Consider the following 14,920-nt stretch of genomic DNA (forward strand, 5'->3'; position numbering starts at 1 on the left):
CGGCAGCGGCTAGGCGTTGTTGGCCCGCCAAAATCACGCGCGCCCGACGTTAAAAACGCAATCCGGTGGTGATCATCGCCGCATTGAACCCCAGCAACACCAACTCGGCAGCGACCGGCCCGTAGTGAGCGCCCACTGAGGGAATAATGACCGGCGCCACCCCAAAGCGGTTGAGCGGGATCTTGTCTTGATACTCGCCGTGATAGCCTTCCAGCAACCCGCCTGTCAGCTTGAAATACACCGGGTACGTGTCGCTGTCGAAGCGTTTACCGGCGTAGGCGTAGTACGAACGCTGGCGAAACGAGTTGCGAAATGTTGCCCCGCCCACCAGCCATCCAGAGCGGTCGTGGTACTCAAGGCCGATCAGATCCTGGTTGTTATTGTGCTCGGGGTCGGGCGAAAAGTGCTTGGTGTAGACGCTGGTTTGTACGTACCAAAAGTCTTTGTCTTTCTCTTGCGTGTCATCTTGCGCCATCGCGGCGCTGGCGTTGAGCAACATCAACAAGCCACAGATTCCTGATTTCTTCATGCGTGGACCTCTGTTGGCAGTTAGGCGTGCGCCTGTGGCGAGCCACTATAGAGACATTGGTGGCGGGGAACCTGAACCTGACCCGAACAGATCAACACAGACACACCTGAGCGTAGCGTTGGTTGACAGCGCTGACAGGCCATATATCTGGCGGCGCGAGTCATTTCTTTTTTAGTGCTATAAGATTTGGCACGCGATGTTGTTTAACTCATGCTGGCGCGTAAGGCCCATCCTCATTTGTTATGACTGTTATCGAATCTGCCTGTCTGACCCCTGCTTATCCCCCGCGACTTGACCTCGGGGCGCCGTTGACCCCCGAACAATTGCTGCGTTCTTTGCATGGCGCTATGGCGCGCCATAAAGGTGGCCCGGTGTGGCTGTTTGCTTATGGCTCACTGATCTGGCGACCCGAATGTGCAGCGGTCGAACGCGTGCGTGGCCGTGTGCACGGCTACCATCGCGGGCTGTATTTGTGGTCTCACGAACATCGCGGCACGCCGCAGTGGCCAGGCTTGGTCTTTGGGCTGGATCGCGGTGGTTCGTGCAGCGGCTTTGCCTATCGGCTGGCGGAAGAAAACCTCGATGCGGCACTTTATGCGCTGTGGTTGCGCGAAATGCCGGTGCCGTCCTATCGGCCACATTGGCTCACCTGCCGTCTTGAGGATGGCAGCCAGGTTCAGGCGTTGGGTTTTGTATTGGAGCGGCATTTGCCCAGCTATGCGGGCAACCTGCCAGATGACGTGTTGGACCAGGTACTGGCCAACGCCAGCGGGCGTTACGGCAGCACCCGCGATTACGTCGAGCAAACCGTAAGCGCCCTGCGTAGCCACGCCATGCCAGATCGAAACCTGGAGGCGCGGCTCAAGCGCTGCACAACGATCAAGCGTTAAGCATGACGCTCTTCGCTGGCTTCTTTTTTGTGGCGCAGGGTGGGAATCATGAACGCAATGGCCAACAGGCAAGCGCTGATGAGTAGCACGAAGCCACCATCCCAGCCGAAGTGGTCAACCAGATAGCCCATGGCTGCGCTGGCCGCTACCGAACCGCCCAGGTAACCGAACAGCCCGGTGAAGCCTGCTGCCGTACCGGCGGCCTTCTTGGGGGCCAGTTCCAGTGCCTGCAAACCGATCAGCATCACCGGCCCGTAGATCAGGAAGCCAATGGAGAACAGCGCGATCATGTCCACGGTCGGGTTGCCCGGCGGGTTGAGCCAGTACACCAGCGTCGCAACGGTCACCAGCGCCATGAACACAATGCCGGTCAGGCCGCGATTACCACGGAAGATCTTGTCCGACATCCAGCCGCACAGCAGCGTGCCTGGGATACCCGCCCACTCATAGAAGAAGTACGCCCACGACGTAGTATCCACGGTGAAATGCTTGGCTTCTTTCAGGTACGTCGGCGCCCAGTCGAGCACGCCGTAGCGCAGCAGATAAACGAACACGTTGGCCAGGGCGATGTACCACAGCATTTTGTTGCGCAGCACGTATTTGACGAAAATCTCTTTGGCGCTGAATTCGTCTTCGTGGCTTGCGTCGTAACCGACCGGGTAGTCGTTCTTGTATTGCTCAATCGGCGGCAAGCCGACTGACTGCGGGGTGTCGCGCATGGTCACAAAGGCAAACAGCGCCACCAGCAGCGCCACGGTGGCCGGTACGTAAAACGCTGCGTGCCAGTCGTTAAACCAGGCCATACCCAGCAAGAACAGCGGGCCAATCAGACCGCCGCCCACGTTGTGCGCCACGTTCCACACGGAGACCACACCGCCGCGTTCTTTCTGCGACCACCAGTGCACCATCGTGCGGCCACTGGGCGGCCAGCCCATGCCCTGCGCCCAGCCGTTGATGAACAGCAGGATGAACATCATGGTGACGCTGGACGTGGCCCAAGGTGCGAAACCGAAAATGAACATGACGGCCGCTGAAATCAGCAAACCAAAGGGCAGAAAGAACCTCGGGTTGGAGCGGTCGGACACCAGGCCCATGAGGAACTTCGACAGGCCGTAAGCGATGGCAATCGCCGACATGGCAAGGCCCAGTTGACCGCGGGTGTAGCCCTCGTCGATCAAGTACGGCATGGCCAGCGAGAAGTTTTTACGCAGCAGGTAATAGCCTGCGTAACCAAAAAAGATACCGGCGAAAATTTGCCATCGCAGGCGTCGATAAGTGCTGTCTATTTTTTCAGCAGGCAGCGGGGCCTGATGTGCGGCAGGTCGGAAAAAAGCAAACATTCAAGAGCTCCAAATTTCTTGTTATATCGGCGGGCCCGAACGTTACATTTTCGTTACCGAAAATGACAGGTCTTCTCATCTGAAACGAAAGGAAACAACTCACATGGCATGTTCACTTATGAACATGTCGCACAGGTATAAAACAACCCGCTGCCCAATACAGGTTTCAAATGTGGGAAATGCCCTGAAACCGGCAGATTAAGCCGCTGTTCTGATGTTTATAAGCGCAGTGCGAGCGGTTTGATCGGAAGCCTCCCACGAGAGGTTCGGAGCCTATGACCTGCAAGAATTAGCTACACATTTTTATTATTGACCGCTTCTGCGTGGACCTGGCGCATCAGCAAATGTGGGGCATGGCAATGAAGTGTTTAGTGGTGTGGGTCGGGTTACTCATGTGCTTAAACGCGGGTGCGGATACGTTTGTGCCATCGCTCATCTACCAGGTGAAGCCTCAATACCCCATTGAGTTGCAACGCATGGGTATGAGCGGCGTAGTCCGGGCGCACTTTAGGGTGAGCGCGCAGGGTTCGGTGGTTGATCCGAACATTCTTTACAGCACTCATCCGGCGTTTTCGAGCGCCACCCTTGATGTCATTCGTGAGTGGCGGTTTTCGAGCTGGCCGCTTGAGGGTGACAACCCCAAGCAGGTTGAGATGATCGCGTGGCTGGTGTTTAGTTTGGGTGAAGGGCGTGCAGCGGTGGGGGACATACGCACATTCGACCTTGGCGGTGCCACCTGCCTTCACCTCAATAATGAAATCGCCCAACACAGGCGGCGAAATATAAATGCACCGCTCAATCAACTCACCTTGTTTGTGGTCACTCAGAACCGGTTGATCGACTTGTATGTCGAGAAAAAGCTCTCTACCCAACAATTCTCGGACGCGATGTTTGATCTTTCACAGGGCATGATCAAAACCACACGCACCTGTCAGAAAAAAGTCAGTCGCCCGTTTGTGGAGGCATTGCCGCAGAGCGTGCAGGCGTTATTGGTGCCCAATACGCAGACCTGACACGGGTGCGCGCATTGGTCTCAATGGCCTACTTTTCTGTAAACACTGGCCGATAACAGTGGATAGGCCCGTGAGCAGCCCCGTATGCTTGCCCGCAAACCGTACAAAGGAGCGAATTGTGAAAGCGTGGATCATGTTGATGCTGGCCCTGTCCCTGCCGATGGCAGCAGTCGCCGAAGAAGCCAAAGAGGGTGACACCAAGGTCAGCTACATCAGCCTGAGCCCGCCATTTGTGGGTAATTACGGCCTGGATGGCAGCCCGAAACTCAAGGTGTACAAGGCGGATATTGCCCTGCGCGTGACGGGTGATGAAGCCGCCAAACTGGTCAAGGCCAACGATGCGCTGATCCGCAATCAGTTGGTGGGTTTGTTCACCCAGCAGACCAGCGAAACCCTGGGCAATGTCGAGAATAAGGAAAAACTGCGTCAGGAGGCCCTGAAGCAGATCCAGCAGGTGATGACGGATGAAACCGGCAAGCCGCAGATCGATGACTTGCTGTTCAACAATTTGATTGTTCAGTAAGCGCACGCTCTGTAGGCACTGAACGGGCCGTGAGCAGGCCCGGTGCCTACAGGGGTTGCGTTATGAGGCCAGGCTTTTGCGAAACCGGCTGAGCGCGATGGCGAAGAACAACAGCCCGATTGCCGTCAGTGCCAACACGTCAGGCCACACCACCTCGATGCCGGCACCACGAAACAGAATCGCTGCGCTCAAGCTTACAAAGTGAGTCGACGGCGAACACTGCATCACCCATTGCAGCCACTCAGGCATGCTGTCCAGCGGCGTACTGCCGCCCGAGAGCAAGAGCATGGGGATGATTACCGGGATCGCCAACAGTCCGAACTGGGGCGTTGAACGGGCCAGTGTCGCAAGAAATATCCCCAGCGCGGTGCTGGCAAACAGGTAAAGCGCCGTCACGCCCAGAAACAAAGCCAACGAACCCGCCAGCGGTACGCCCAGCGCCCATTTGACGATCACTTCCAGCGACACCCAGGTGCAGAGCACCACCACCAGCATGTTGCTCCAGATCTTGGCCAGCATGATTTCCAGCGCCGTGAGCGGCAGCACCAGCAAATGGTCGAGGGTGCCGTGTTCGCGCTCGCGCAGCAGCGCCGTACCGGTCAACACAATCGCCAGAATGGTGATGTTGTTGACGATCTGAATCACTGCCAAAAACCAGCCGCCCTCCAGGTTGGGGTTGAACAGCGCCCGCGCGCTGATCAATGCCGGGGTGTTGGCGGCCGCATTGGCCTGCCCGGTGTAGTTGAGCAATTCGCGCTGGAAGATCCGCCCGATATACCCCGCGCCCATGAACGCCTGGCTCATGGCCGTTGCATCCACGTTGACCTGTACACCCGGCTCACGCCCGGCTAACAGGTCAGCCTGAAAGTTGGCGGGCACGTTGATCACGAAGGTGTATTGGCCACCGTCCATCGACGCATCCAGCTGATCGTAGGGCAGAGCCTGTGGGGGTTTGAATTCGGGTGGCAGCAATGATTCGCTGAGTTTGCGTGACAGCGCGCTGTGGTCTTCATCGACAATCGCGACGCTGGCGTTGTGCACGCCAATGATCGAACCCGCCGCAGGCATGTAAATCGCAACGGTGAAGGCATAGAGCAAAAACAGCAGCAACACGCTGTCGTGCCGCAGGCTGGTGAGTTCTTTAAGGCCAAGGCGCAGGATATGCGAGAGCTTGTGCATCACACCTCCTGCTTCTTGAGCATGATCAAACTCAAACCGGTAAAGGCAGCGAAGAACCCCAGCAGCGCCAGGCATTGCGGCCACAGTTGGCGCACGTCCAAAGCCTTGGTGAAGGTGCCGACGGCGATGTCCAGAAAATGCCCGGCCGGGAACAGCATGCCCATCAGTGCGGCCGAACCGTCCAGCGAGGAGCGCGGCACAATCAGGCCCGAGAACTGAATCGTTGGCAGGCTGGTGATGATCATCGTGCCTAAAATGGCCGCGATTTGGGTGCGGGTGAAGGCAGAAATCAACAAGCCCATGCTGGTGGTCGCCAGCACGTATAGCAGCCCGCCGAGCGCCAGCGTCAAGCCGCTGCCTTTAAAGGGCACACCAAACAGCCAGCGGTTCATGGCCACCAACAACGCCAGGTTGACCAGGCTCACTGCCAGATACGGCGCCTGTTTACCCAGCAAGAACTCAAGCCGGGTCAGTGGTGTGGCGTAAAAGTTGGTGATGGAACCCAGTTCTTTTTCGCGCACGATGCCCAGCGCCGTGAGCATGGCCGGAATAAACGCCAGGATCAGCGCCATTACGCCAGGGCCAATGGCGTTGACGCTGACCACATCCTGGTTGTAGCGAAAACGGGTTTCGAGTTTGGCGCCAGCCTGTTTGTTTTGCCTCAAGCTGCTGAGGGCGGCCAGTTGCTCCAGGTTGGCCGTGTGCACGGCTTCGACATAGTTGCGGCTGGTTTCAGCGCGAAACGGCATGCCGCCATCCAGCCATGCAGCCACCGTGGGCTGGCGTCCGGCGTACAGGTCGCGGCCAAATCCGGGGGGGATTTCCAACGCAATTTTTATCTCCGAGCGTTGTAGGCGTTTATGCAGTTCGTCAGTGCTCTGGATCGGCGCATGCTCTTCGAAGTAGCGCGAACTGCGGAAGGCTTCGAGGTAAGCGCGGCTTTGCGGGCTTTGGTCCTGGTCATACACGGCGAACGCGAGGTTTTCCACGTCCAGCGAAATGCCGTATCCGAAGATCACCATCATGAACACCGCGCCCAACAAGGCGAAGGCCATGCGCACTTTGTCGCGCAACAGCTCTTTGGACTCGCGGCTGGCCACGGCAATCAAACGCGACAGGCTGAACCCGCTTTTGCTCGGCGGTGGTGGCGCGTTAACAGCCGGGCTTTGGGCTGACTCGGCGGTGGGCTGCGCGCTGGCGCCCTGTTCGTTTTGGGCCTGCTCCAGGCAGGTGACGAACGCGGCTTCCAGCGTCTCGCCCTTGAACTGTTGTTGCAGCGCATCGGGGGTGTCGCACGCCAACACCTTGCCGGCGTGCATCAGCGAAATGCGGTCGCAGCGCTGGGCTTCGTTCATGAAGTGGGTGGACAAAAAAATCGTCACGCCCTGATCCCGCGACAGTTCAATCAGCAACCGCCAGAAATCATCACGCGCTGCCGGGTCGACGCCGGAAGTCGGCTCATCTAGAATCAACACCTCGGGGCGATGCAGCACCGCGACCGCCAGCGATAAACGCTGGCGCAGGCCCAGTGGTAATTCGCCGGACTGCTGATCGGCGATTTCTGCAAGGTCGAAACGTGTGATCAGTTCCTCGATGCGCGCGCGGCTGTCTGCCTTGGGCAAGTCGAATAACTGTGCGTGCAGCACCAGGTTTTGGCGCACGCTCAACTCGCCGTACAGCGAGAAGCTTTGCGACATGAAACCCACGCGTTTGCGGGTGGCTAAATCTTTGGCGTCCACCGGGTTACCGAGCAACTTGGCGCTGCCTTCGGTGGCGGGCATCAGCCCGGTCAGGACTTTCATGGTGGTGGTTTTGCCACAGCCGTTGGAGCCGAGAAAACCGAAAATCTCCCCCCGGCCGATGGCAAAGCTGACCTTGTTTACGGCCGTGAAATCGCCAAATTTGAGGGTCAGGTCATGGGCTTCAATGGCGATGTCATTGTTGTCGTGAGTGCGCGGCGCAATGACCAGCGGTTCATTGCTGTGGCCCGTGTCGCCCTGATAGTGCGTGAACGCAGCGTCGAGTTTGCCAGTGGCGGTAACCCCTGCCAGTGCGGGGGTCAGCCCGGACGCAATCAATGTGCCGCGATCGAGCATCAAGCAGTGCTCGAACTGCTCGGCCTCCTCCATGTAGGCGGTGGCTACCAGCAAGGTCAGTTGAGGGCGCTGGCTGCGAACATCGTCGACCAACTCCCAAAAACGTCGGCGTGACAGCGGGTCGACGCCCGTGGTGGGTTCGTCGAGGATCAGCAAGTCGGGTTCGTGAATCAGCGCGCAGCACAACCCCAGTTTTTGCTTCATCCCGCCTGACAGCTTACCGGCCGGGCGTTCGGCAAAACGTTCGAGGTCAGTGGCCTTGAGCAGGTTGGCCATGCGCTGTTCGCAGTCGTCTTTGGACAGGCCGAACAGGGTGCCGAAAAAACGGATGTTTTCGCTGATCGACAACTCCGGGTACAGGTTGCCGCCCAAGCCCTGGGGCATAAAGGCAATCAGCGGGTAGAGCGTGTTGCGGTGGTGGCGGTCGTCAATCGGGCCGCCGAGCACCTCAAGGGCGCCGTGTTGCAGTTTTTTGACCCCTGCAATCAGGCCCAGCAAGCTGGATTTGCCTGCGCCATCCGGACCAATCAGCCCGCAACGCGTGCCTTTGGGCAGGCTGAACGTGATATCGCGCAGTGCCTGCTGCTTGCCATACCGGTGGCTGATGCCACTGGCGTTCAGCGCCAGGTCGCTCATTGCAGATTAGCCGGCCAGTCCACGTCGGCGGTTCGCACATACCCGGCGCCCGGCATGCCCGGTTTGGCTTGCGGCACGGCGCTGGGGTCGGTGAGGCGCAATTTGACGCGGAACACCAGTTTTTGACGCTCGTCGCGGGTTTCGACCTCTTTGGGGGTGAACTGTGACTTGGCCGCGACGAAGCTGATTTTGGCAGGCAATGCCTGATCGGGCAGGGCATCGAGCACGATCCGCGCCTGGGCGCCGACCGTCAGTTTGCCGACCACCGAGGCGGGCAGGTACAGGTTCATGTACTGGTCGCTGGGGTCGATCATCATAAATACGCGTCCGCCTGCGCCCAGCACTTCGCCGGGCTCGGCAAGGCGCAGTTGAATCACGCCGTCGATGGGCGCGCGCAGGCTGCTGTCATCTATTTCGCTGGTGAATTGCGCCACTTGCGCTTCGCTGGCGTGGATGGCGGCCCTGGCTGCAGCGACTTGGGCTTGCGCGGCGACCACGGCGGCGTTGCTGGTGTCAAAGCGCGCTTGTTGCTGATCCAGCAGTTGGCCGCTGGCAAATCCGCGCTGAGCCAGTTGGCGGAAGCGTTTGAGTTCTTGGCTGGCGAGCCGTTTTTCGCTTTGGCGCAACTGCACGTTGGCTTCATTGGCCGCCAGGGTTTGGCGGGCGCGCAACACTTCGGCTTCGGCCTGGTTGCGTGATGCTTCAAGGGTGCGGGTGTCCATGCGGGCCAGCAGTTGGCCTTTGGTCACACGGTCGCCTTCGTCCACGAGTACATCGGCGAGGCGCCCCGGGATCTTGGCGGCAATTTGTACTTCTGTGGACTCGAGTCGGCCGTTGCCCATGCTGATGCCTTCAGGGAGGCGGTCATGCTGGGATTTCCAGTAACCGAACCCGCCCGCTGCTACCAGCAGGATTGCCAAAGGAATAACGAAATAATGGGAAATACGGTGATTCTTCGACATGCCGACATCCTGTGTCACAGAGCGCTCTAGTTTGACGGTCTCACTGCCGTGGCGGTTTGATGCCAGTCAAAGGAAGGGCAAAGCGTAGACGCTTATATCGGATGTTGCCCGGTAAATCCTGTGCTCGCACCCCAAGGCTGCGAAGGGGCCCGCGGCCCGTCATTTTCGCAGCCATCGGCAGCGGCCACACGTTGGGGTATTACAACAACCCCATCACCACCGCCCACTGCTCATCGGTTACGGGCATCACGGAAAGACGGCTGCCTTTTTGTACCAGCGGCATTTCAGCCAGTGCGGTTTGTTGCTTCAGGTAGTCGAGTTTGATCACCCTGGCAAAAGTTTGCTCGTGCGCTACCTGCAATGCGCTCCACGGGTTTTTCTCGGCGCTGGCCTTGGGGTCGAAGTAATGGCTTTGCGGGTCGAGTGCCGTGGGGTCAGGATAAGCCGCTTCAATGATGCGCCCGATGCCGGCAATACCCGGTTGGGGGCAACTGGAGTGATAGAAAAAGAACAGATCGCCCACCGCCATCGACCGCATGAAGTTGCGCGCCTGATAGTTGCGTACGCCGTCCCAGCGCGCTTCGCCCATGCGCTGTAAATCTTTGATAGAGAACTCGTCAGGCTCGGACTTCATCAGCCAATAGGCCATTTTTCTTCTCCTGAAACACGGTGTGAAAGTTTTTCTTGAAACATTTTGTTAAACCGACAGCCGGTTGACGTCATCGTTTGCGTGTCTTAACAGGTTGTCGCAGAATGCCGGGATTTTAAGCTTGACGCTGCTGCACGGCCTATAACAAAAACCGTTGCTGTCATCGTGTTGATTTGCCTGAAGGGGGGCAATCGATGAAACGCAAACCGGATGTACTGTGGGTATTGGCTTTTTTGTTCGGTTTGGGCGTGGTTACAACGGGGTATGCGCAAAGTCTTTGGTCCAACTCGACCGATGCGCCGATTGAACTGGCTCAACAGCAAGTCCCACCTTTTAAGCGCTAAATTTTCGTGTGTTAAACAGTGTTCAGGCATCGCGCCGGTCGTGATGCCCTGGCGGTATGTGGGCGACGTACCACTGTTTGTCCGAGACGGTGCCTTGTAGCGGCACATCCCAACTGGCTTGCGTCAGGCCATCGACCTTTTGGCATTCGTGGGCCAGGCCCAGCAACGTTGGCTTGCGCCAGCATTGGCGCCGCGCCAGATACGCCAGGCTGCGGTCATAAAAGCCGCCGCCCATGCCCAGCCGTCCGCCTGTTGCATCAAACCCCACCAATGGCAACAACACCAGGTCGAGCGCCCAGACCTTGCGTTGCCGTGCGCGGTGAATACGCGGTTCGAGGATGCGAAAACGGTTGGGGATCAATGTTTCGTCGGGTGCGATGCGCTGGAACACCATTTTGGTCTTCGGCCAGGCACTGAGCACGGGCAGGTACACGGCCTTGCCCCGGCGCTGTGCTTCGCGCAGCAACAAGCGCGGATCGATTTCACCGTCAGTGGGCAGGTAGAGTGCGATGTGTTTGGCGCGGCGAAACAGCGGATGCTGTGCCAGTTGTCGATACAGGCCACGGGCTGCCAGGCGTTGCGCGCAGGGCGAAAGTTCGCGGCGGGCATTGCGCAACAGTCGGCGAAGTTGCGGGCGGGTAGGCGGCGCAGGTTCGGTCATGGTGGCGTGCTGTTCAAGGTCGAGTCACCGGACGGTCAACTCGTTAAAGCCAATGCCAGCACAAAGCTGGCATTGCGCTAAGAAATCAGGCTCCCCGACGTACCGCTGTCGGCTTGGCCCTTGAACCCGAAAGTTCAAGGTGGAAGTTGCAGTAGACCTTAAGGCTTTCCGTCGAGCGGACATGCACACCGGTCCAACGTGCAAGCTCCAGGGTAGTGCGAATCGGCTCAGGGACATCGCTAACTGGCGAATACTCCAGGGAGTGGCGCGAGTATACCCCAAAGAAACCTTTTGAATCAGCTCTGACGTTCGTTCGGATCAGTGGCAAGCACCAGATCGACCCGCTCAAGCAGGTCGCGCACCTGTTCACGGGTGGAGCTGCTGGTCTGAACTTCGGCGATCTCCTGCTTGTGCAGCAGATCGTGGGTGATATTGAGGGCGGCCATCACGGCGATACGATCGGCACCAATCACTTTGCCGCTGCTGCGAATTTCGCGCATCTTGCCGTCCAGATAACGGGCCGCGCTCACCAGGTTGGTGCGCTCTTCCTGGGGGCACATGATCGAATACTCTTTATCGAGGATGTGCACAGTGACGCTATTGCTTGAACTCATGAGTCTTGCTCCAGGGCTTTGAGGCGCGAAATCATCGATTCGACCTTGTGTCGGGCGATTTCGTTTTTTTCAATGAGGTGCGCGCGTTCCTCGCGCCAAGTCTTTTCTTGAGCTAGTAAGAGTCCGTTTTGACTTTTAAGTTGCTCGACCCGGCCAATCAGGAGTTCGAGTCTAGCCATCAGTTCATGCAGGTCGGTGTCTTCCATTGTGTCCTACTGTGTATTTTCTGATGGATGGTCACCATCAGGCGCTTTGACGCCTCGATGGTCTGGCTCGCCTGCCGATGCTAGGATACAAGGCCTCCATTCTAGACATAGCGCCGCTTGGCGCCTAGCTGACCATGCCTATTCAGAACTCCCCGTATCACGCTTTTGTAACCCTGCTGACTAACAGCGGCCATGAAGTTTCGCCTGCTGAACTGCACGGCCACCTGTTGGGCCGCAGTTGTGCCGGCGCAGGCTTTGACGCCGACGGCTGGTTGGCCGAAGCCGCCGAACTGCTGGCAGGCGAGCCACAAGACAACGTACGCAATGCCTTGATCGGATTGCAAGAGATGGTCAAAGGCGAACTGACCAGCGAGGACATGACCGTCGTGCTGTTGCTGCCGACCGACGATGCGCCGCTGGCCGACCGTGCTGCTGCCTTGGGCCAGTGGTGCCAAGGCTTCCTGTCCGGTTTCGGCCTGACCCGCCGTGCCTATTCGTTGAGCGATGAAGCCAATGAAGTGCTGCGCGACCTGGCCGCCATCGCCCAGGTGCAAGATGCCCTGGAAGAGTCCGAAGACGGTGAAAGCGACTATATGGAAGTGATGGAATACCTGCGCGTCGCGCCGCTGCTGCTGTTCACCGAAACCAAAAAAACGGCTGAGCCTGCTCCAGCCAAGCCTTCGTTGCACTGATCGACCGCCAAGAGGAAACCCGTCTGCCCATGATCCATATCCCGAAATCGGAATACGCACGTCGCCGCAAGGCGCTCATGGCGCAGATGGAGCCCAACAGCATCGCGATATTACCTGCGGCGCCGGTGGCGATTCGCAATCGAGATGTTGAGTACGTGTACCGTCAGGAAAGCAATTTTCAGTACCTGAGCGGTTTTCCTGAGCCTGAGGCCGTGATTGTGTTGATCCCGGGCCGGGCTCATGGCCAATACGTGCTGTTTTGCCGTGAGCGCAACCCGGAGCGCGAGCTGTGGGACGGATTGCGCGCAGGGCAAGAAGGCGCCATACGTGACTTTGGCGCTGACGACGCGTTCCCGATTACCGACATCGACGACATCCTGCCGGGCCTGATTGAAGGTCGCGAGCGGGTGTATTCGGCGATGGGCAGCAACCCCGAATTCGACCGCCACTTGATGGAGTGGATCAACACCATTCGCTCCAAGGCCAGCCTGGGTGCGCAACCGCCCAACGAATTCGTTGCTCTGGATCATCTGCTGCATGACATGCGCCTGTATAAATCGGCGGCAGAAATCAAAGTCATGCGCCACGCGGCGCAAATTTCGGCCCGTGCGCATGTCCGTGCCATGCAAGCCAGCCGTGCAGGCTTGCATGAGTACAGCCTTGAAGCCGAGCTGGATTACGAGTTTCGTAAAAGCGGCGCGAAAATGCCGGCCTATGGCTCAATCGTCGCGTCGGGTGACAACAGCTGCATTCTTCACTATCAGCAGAACGATGCCGTGCTTAAAGACGGCGATCTGGTCTTGATTGATGCGGGCTGTGAGATCGACTGCTACGCCAGTGACATCAGCCGAACGTTCCCTGTAAGCGGGAAATTTTCGCCAGAGCAAAAAGCAATTTACGAATTGGTGTTGGCTTCGCAAGAAGCAGCGTTTGCCGATATTGCGCCCAACAAGCACTGGAACCAGGCGCACGAGGCCACGGTCCGGGTGATCACGGCAGGTCTGGTTGATTTGGGCTTGTTGCAGGGCGAGGTGGATGAGCTGATTGCCAGCGAGGCCTATAAAGCGTTTTACATGCACCGCGCCGGTCATTGGCTGGGGCTGGATGTGCATGATGTGGGTGAATACAAGGTCGGTGGAGAGTGGCGCGTGCTGGAAGCAGGCATGACCCTCACTGTTGAGCCCGGTATTTACATCAGCCCGAACAATCTGAATGTCGCCAAAAAATGGCGCGGCATTGGTGTGCGGATCGAGGACGACGTAGTGGTCACCAAACATGGCTGTGACATTCTGACCGGCGACGTGCCCAAAACCGTCGCTGACATCGAAGCCTTGATGGCAGCGGCAAAGGCGCGCGTGGCATGAGTCGCACCCACCTGGCAATCATTGGTGGCGGCCTGGTAGGCGCAAGCCTTGCGCTGGCGTTGCAAGCCGGGGCCAAGGCGCGGGGCTGGAAGATCGTCCTGATCGAGCCTTTTGCCCCCGGCAACAGCTACCAGCCGAGCTACGACGCCCGCTCGTCTGCGCTGAGCTACGGCGCGCGGCAAATTTATGAGCGGCTGGGGCTGTGGCAGTCCATCGCTCCCCGTGCCGAGCCGATCAAGGATATTCACGTTTCCGACCGTGGTCGTTTCTCCACCGCACGGTTGTCAGCCCTTGAAGAAGGTGTGCCTGCGCTGGGTTATGTGGTCGAAAACGCCTGGTTGGGCCAGTGCTTGTGGAAGGGCCTGGACCCGGACGTGATCAGTTGGCGCTGCCCGGCCGAAGTGACCCGCATGCAGCCCCTCGAAGACGGCTACCGTCTGACCTTGAACGATGAAACCACGCTGGACTGCGACCTGGCGGTACTGGCCGACGGCGGTCGTTCGGGGCTGCGCGAGCAGTTGGGCATTCATGTCAGCAAGCGCCCTTATGACCAAAGCGCGTTGATCGCCAACATCACCCCCAGCCAAGCCCACGGCGGCATGGCCTTCGAGCGTTTCACCGAAGAAGGGCCGATGGCATTGCTGCCGTTGCCCGAAAACCGCTGTGCGCTGGTCTGGACCCGGCTAGGTATGGATGCCGAGCGTCTGGCAGCGCTGGATGAACGCAGCTTCCTCAGCGAGTTGCAGGGCGTGTTTGGCTATCGCCTGGGCACCCTCAAACAGGTGGGGGCGCGCCATTTGTACCCGCTCACGTTGATCGAGGCGCAAGAGCAAGTACGCCCGCACCTTGCGGTGCTCGGCAACGCTGCGCACAGCCTGCACCCGATTGCCGGGCAGGGTTTTAACTTGTCGTTGCGGGACGCGGACGCCTTGGCCCGGACGCTGTTGGCGAGTGATGAAAAACTCGGCGACTTCGCCACCTTGTTGAGTTATCAACAGCGCCAAACACTCGATCAGCAACTGACCATAGGCTTCTCGGATCAGGTAACACGCCTGTTTGGCAGCGATCAGACCCTGATTTCGTTGGGTCGTAACCTTGGCTTGCTGGGCCTTGATCTGCTACCACCGGCCAAGCGCTGGTTTGCCCGTCAGGCGATGGGGCTGGGCACTCGCGCAGACAGTTGATGACGACCGGGGCGAATACGTCCCGTGTCGGTCCATTT

16 protein-coding genes and 1 other RNA gene are annotated in these 14,920 nt (G+C 58.6%); 7 read left to right on the forward strand and 10 right to left on the reverse strand.

Features of this window, described 5'->3' with window-relative positions:
- Window positions 1-49: 49 nt before the first annotated feature.
- Window positions 50-499 (reverse strand): hypothetical protein, encoded by a 450-nt coding sequence (locus AP059_RS05955; protein WP_048364768.1) that lies wholly within the window; start codon window positions 497-499, stop codon window positions 50-52.
- Between the two features lie 272 nt (window positions 500-771).
- On the opposite strand from AP059_RS05955, the gene AP059_RS05960 reads away from it, so the two are divergent.
- The gene (locus tag AP059_RS05960; RefSeq protein WP_059762245.1) at window positions 772-1,419 is read left to right on the forward strand and encodes a gamma-glutamylcyclotransferase; all 648 of its coding nucleotides are present in this window, start codon (window positions 772-774) and stop codon (window positions 1,417-1,419) included.
- On the opposite strand, the gene glpT is transcribed toward AP059_RS05960, so the two are convergent.
- Window positions 1,416-2,759 carry a glycerol-3-phosphate transporter gene (glpT, locus tag AP059_RS05965; protein ID WP_059762246.1) on the reverse strand — a complete coding sequence of 448 codons (1,344 nt, stop codon included), beginning with the start codon at window positions 2,757-2,759 and terminating at the stop codon, window positions 1,416-1,418. The genes AP059_RS05960 and glpT overlap by 4 nt on opposite strands.
- Window positions 2,760-3,181: 422 nt before the next feature.
- On the opposite strand from glpT, the gene AP059_RS05970 reads away from it, so the two are divergent.
- Together AP059_RS05970 and AP059_RS05975 are read left to right on the forward strand one after the other, a co-directional pair.
- Window positions 3,182-3,772 carry a TonB family protein gene (locus AP059_RS05970; protein WP_165599916.1) on the forward strand — a complete coding sequence of 197 codons (591 nt, stop codon included), beginning with the start codon at window positions 3,182-3,184 and terminating at the stop codon, window positions 3,770-3,772.
- A 118-nt stretch (window positions 3,773-3,890) separates the two neighbouring features.
- Window positions 3,891-4,295 carry a flagellar basal body-associated protein FliL gene (locus AP059_RS05975; RefSeq protein ID WP_048364697.1) on the forward strand — a complete coding sequence of 135 codons (405 nt, stop codon included), beginning with the start codon at window positions 3,891-3,893 and terminating at the stop codon, window positions 4,293-4,295.
- 60 nt (window positions 4,296-4,355) lie between these two features.
- Here AP059_RS05975 and AP059_RS05980 read toward each other — a convergent pair whose 3' ends face one another.
- The 4 genes from AP059_RS05980 to AP059_RS05995 form a co-directional block, all read right to left on the reverse strand.
- Complete coding sequence (locus AP059_RS05980) at window positions 4,356-5,474, reverse strand: ABC transporter permease (protein WP_059762248.1); 1,119 nt, start codon at window positions 5,472-5,474, stop codon at window positions 4,356-4,358.
- Window positions 5,474-8,206 (reverse strand): ribosome-associated ATPase/putative transporter RbbA, encoded by a 2,733-nt coding sequence (gene rbbA / locus AP059_RS05985; protein ID WP_059762249.1) that lies wholly within the window; start codon window positions 8,204-8,206, stop codon window positions 5,474-5,476. The genes AP059_RS05980 and rbbA overlap by 1 nt, the downstream gene beginning before the upstream one ends.
- Window positions 8,203-9,168 carry an HlyD family secretion protein gene (locus AP059_RS05990; protein WP_059762250.1) on the reverse strand — a complete coding sequence of 322 codons (966 nt, stop codon included), beginning with the start codon at window positions 9,166-9,168 and terminating at the stop codon, window positions 8,203-8,205. Before AP059_RS05990 ends, rbbA begins: the two co-directional genes overlap by 4 nt.
- Before the next feature lie 199 nt (window positions 9,169-9,367).
- Complete coding sequence (locus AP059_RS05995; protein ID WP_059762251.1) at window positions 9,368-9,817, reverse strand: EVE domain-containing protein; 450 nt, start codon at window positions 9,815-9,817, stop codon at window positions 9,368-9,370.
- Window positions 9,818-10,011: 194 nt separating this feature from the next.
- On the opposite strand from AP059_RS05995, the gene AP059_RS22425 reads away from it, so the two are divergent.
- Window positions 10,012-10,161, forward strand: coding sequence for a hypothetical protein (locus tag AP059_RS22425; protein ID WP_087148757.1), 150 nt, complete (start codon window positions 10,012-10,014; stop codon window positions 10,159-10,161).
- A 22-nt stretch (window positions 10,162-10,183) separates the two neighbouring features.
- Here AP059_RS22425 and AP059_RS06000 read toward each other — a convergent pair whose 3' ends face one another.
- The 4 genes from AP059_RS06000 to AP059_RS06015 form a co-directional block, all read right to left on the reverse strand.
- Entirely contained in the window at window positions 10,184-10,822 is a 639-nt protein-coding gene (locus AP059_RS06000; RefSeq protein WP_059762252.1) for a 5-formyltetrahydrofolate cyclo-ligase, read from the reverse strand.
- An 87-nt stretch (window positions 10,823-10,909) separates the two neighbouring features.
- Window positions 10,910-11,087: non-coding RNA, 6S RNA (gene ssrS, locus AP059_RS06005), on the reverse strand.
- Window positions 11,088-11,118: 31 nt separating this feature from the next.
- Window positions 11,119-11,436, reverse strand: coding sequence for a cell division protein ZapA (locus AP059_RS06010; RefSeq protein ID WP_059762253.1), 318 nt, complete (start codon window positions 11,434-11,436; stop codon window positions 11,119-11,121).
- A complete protein-coding gene (locus tag AP059_RS06015; protein WP_059762254.1) occupies window positions 11,433-11,642 on the reverse strand; it encodes a TIGR02449 family protein in 210 nt (69 codons plus the stop codon). Before AP059_RS06015 ends, AP059_RS06010 begins: the two co-directional genes overlap by 4 nt.
- Before the next feature lie 134 nt (window positions 11,643-11,776).
- Here AP059_RS06015 and AP059_RS06020 point away from each other — a divergent pair, with 134 nt between their 5' ends.
- From AP059_RS06020 to ubiH, 3 genes are read left to right on the forward strand one after another with little or no spacing between them, the layout of a single operon-like run.
- Window positions 11,777-12,334, forward strand: a complete 558-nt coding sequence (locus AP059_RS06020; RefSeq protein WP_059762255.1) for a YecA/YgfB family protein — start codon at window positions 11,777-11,779, stop codon at window positions 12,332-12,334.
- 29 nt (window positions 12,335-12,363) lie between these two features.
- Window positions 12,364-13,698, forward strand: coding sequence for a Xaa-Pro aminopeptidase (gene pepP / locus AP059_RS06025; protein WP_059762256.1), 1,335 nt, complete (start codon window positions 12,364-12,366; stop codon window positions 13,696-13,698).
- Window positions 13,695-14,882, forward strand: a complete 1,188-nt coding sequence (gene ubiH / locus AP059_RS06030) for a 2-octaprenyl-6-methoxyphenyl hydroxylase (RefSeq protein WP_059762257.1) — start codon at window positions 13,695-13,697, stop codon at window positions 14,880-14,882. The genes pepP and ubiH overlap by 4 nt, the downstream gene beginning before the upstream one ends.
- Window positions 14,883-14,920: the final 38 nt, after the last annotated feature.

This window comes from Pseudomonas sp. TAA207, assembly GCF_001529285.1.
Lineage (GTDB): Bacteria > Pseudomonadota > Gammaproteobacteria > Pseudomonadales > Pseudomonadaceae > Aquipseudomonas > Aquipseudomonas weihenstephanensis.

What these genes read in the sequence shown, in the direction of transcription:
- AP059_RS05980 (WP_059762248.1), bottom strand. Translation starts at nt 5,474, where the DNA reads ATGCACAAGCTCTCGCATATCCTGCGCCTTGGCCTTAAAGAACTCACC.
- AP059_RS05990 (WP_059762250.1), bottom strand. Translation starts at nt 9,168, where the DNA reads ATGTCGAAGAATCACCGTATTTCCCATTATTTCGTTATTCCTTTGGCA.
- pepP (WP_059762256.1), top strand. Translation starts at nt 12,364, where the DNA reads ATGATCCATATCCCGAAATCGGAATACGCACGTCGCCGCAAGGCGCTC.
- AP059_RS05995 (WP_059762251.1), bottom strand. Translation starts at nt 9,817, where the DNA reads ATGGCCTATTGGCTGATGAAGTCCGAGCCTGACGAGTTCTCTATCAAA.
- AP059_RS06015 (WP_059762254.1), bottom strand. Translation starts at nt 11,642, where the DNA reads ATGGAAGACACCGACCTGCATGAACTGATGGCTAGACTCGAACTCCTG.
- AP059_RS06020 (WP_059762255.1), top strand. Translation starts at nt 11,777, where the DNA reads ATGCCTATTCAGAACTCCCCGTATCACGCTTTTGTAACCCTGCTGACT.
- AP059_RS05960 (WP_059762245.1), top strand. Translation starts at nt 772, where the DNA reads ATGACTGTTATCGAATCTGCCTGTCTGACCCCTGCTTATCCCCCGCGA.
- rbbA (WP_059762249.1), bottom strand. Translation starts at nt 8,206, where the DNA reads ATGAGCGACCTGGCGCTGAACGCCAGTGGCATCAGCCACCGGTATGGC.
- AP059_RS22425 (WP_087148757.1), top strand. Translation starts at nt 10,012, where the DNA reads ATGAAACGCAAACCGGATGTACTGTGGGTATTGGCTTTTTTGTTCGGT.
- AP059_RS06000 (WP_059762252.1), bottom strand. Translation starts at nt 10,822, where the DNA reads ATGACCGAACCTGCGCCGCCTACCCGCCCGCAACTTCGCCGACTGTTG.
- AP059_RS05955 (WP_048364768.1), bottom strand. Translation starts at nt 499, where the DNA reads ATGTTGCTCAACGCCAGCGCCGCGATGGCGCAAGATGACACGCAAGAG.
- AP059_RS06010 (WP_059762253.1), bottom strand. Translation starts at nt 11,436, where the DNA reads ATGAGTTCAAGCAATAGCGTCACTGTGCACATCCTCGATAAAGAGTAT.
- glpT (WP_059762246.1), bottom strand. Translation starts at nt 2,759, where the DNA reads ATGTTTGCTTTTTTCCGACCTGCCGCACATCAGGCCCCGCTGCCTGCT.
- ubiH (WP_059762257.1), top strand. Translation starts at nt 13,695, where the DNA reads ATGAGTCGCACCCACCTGGCAATCATTGGTGGCGGCCTGGTAGGCGCA.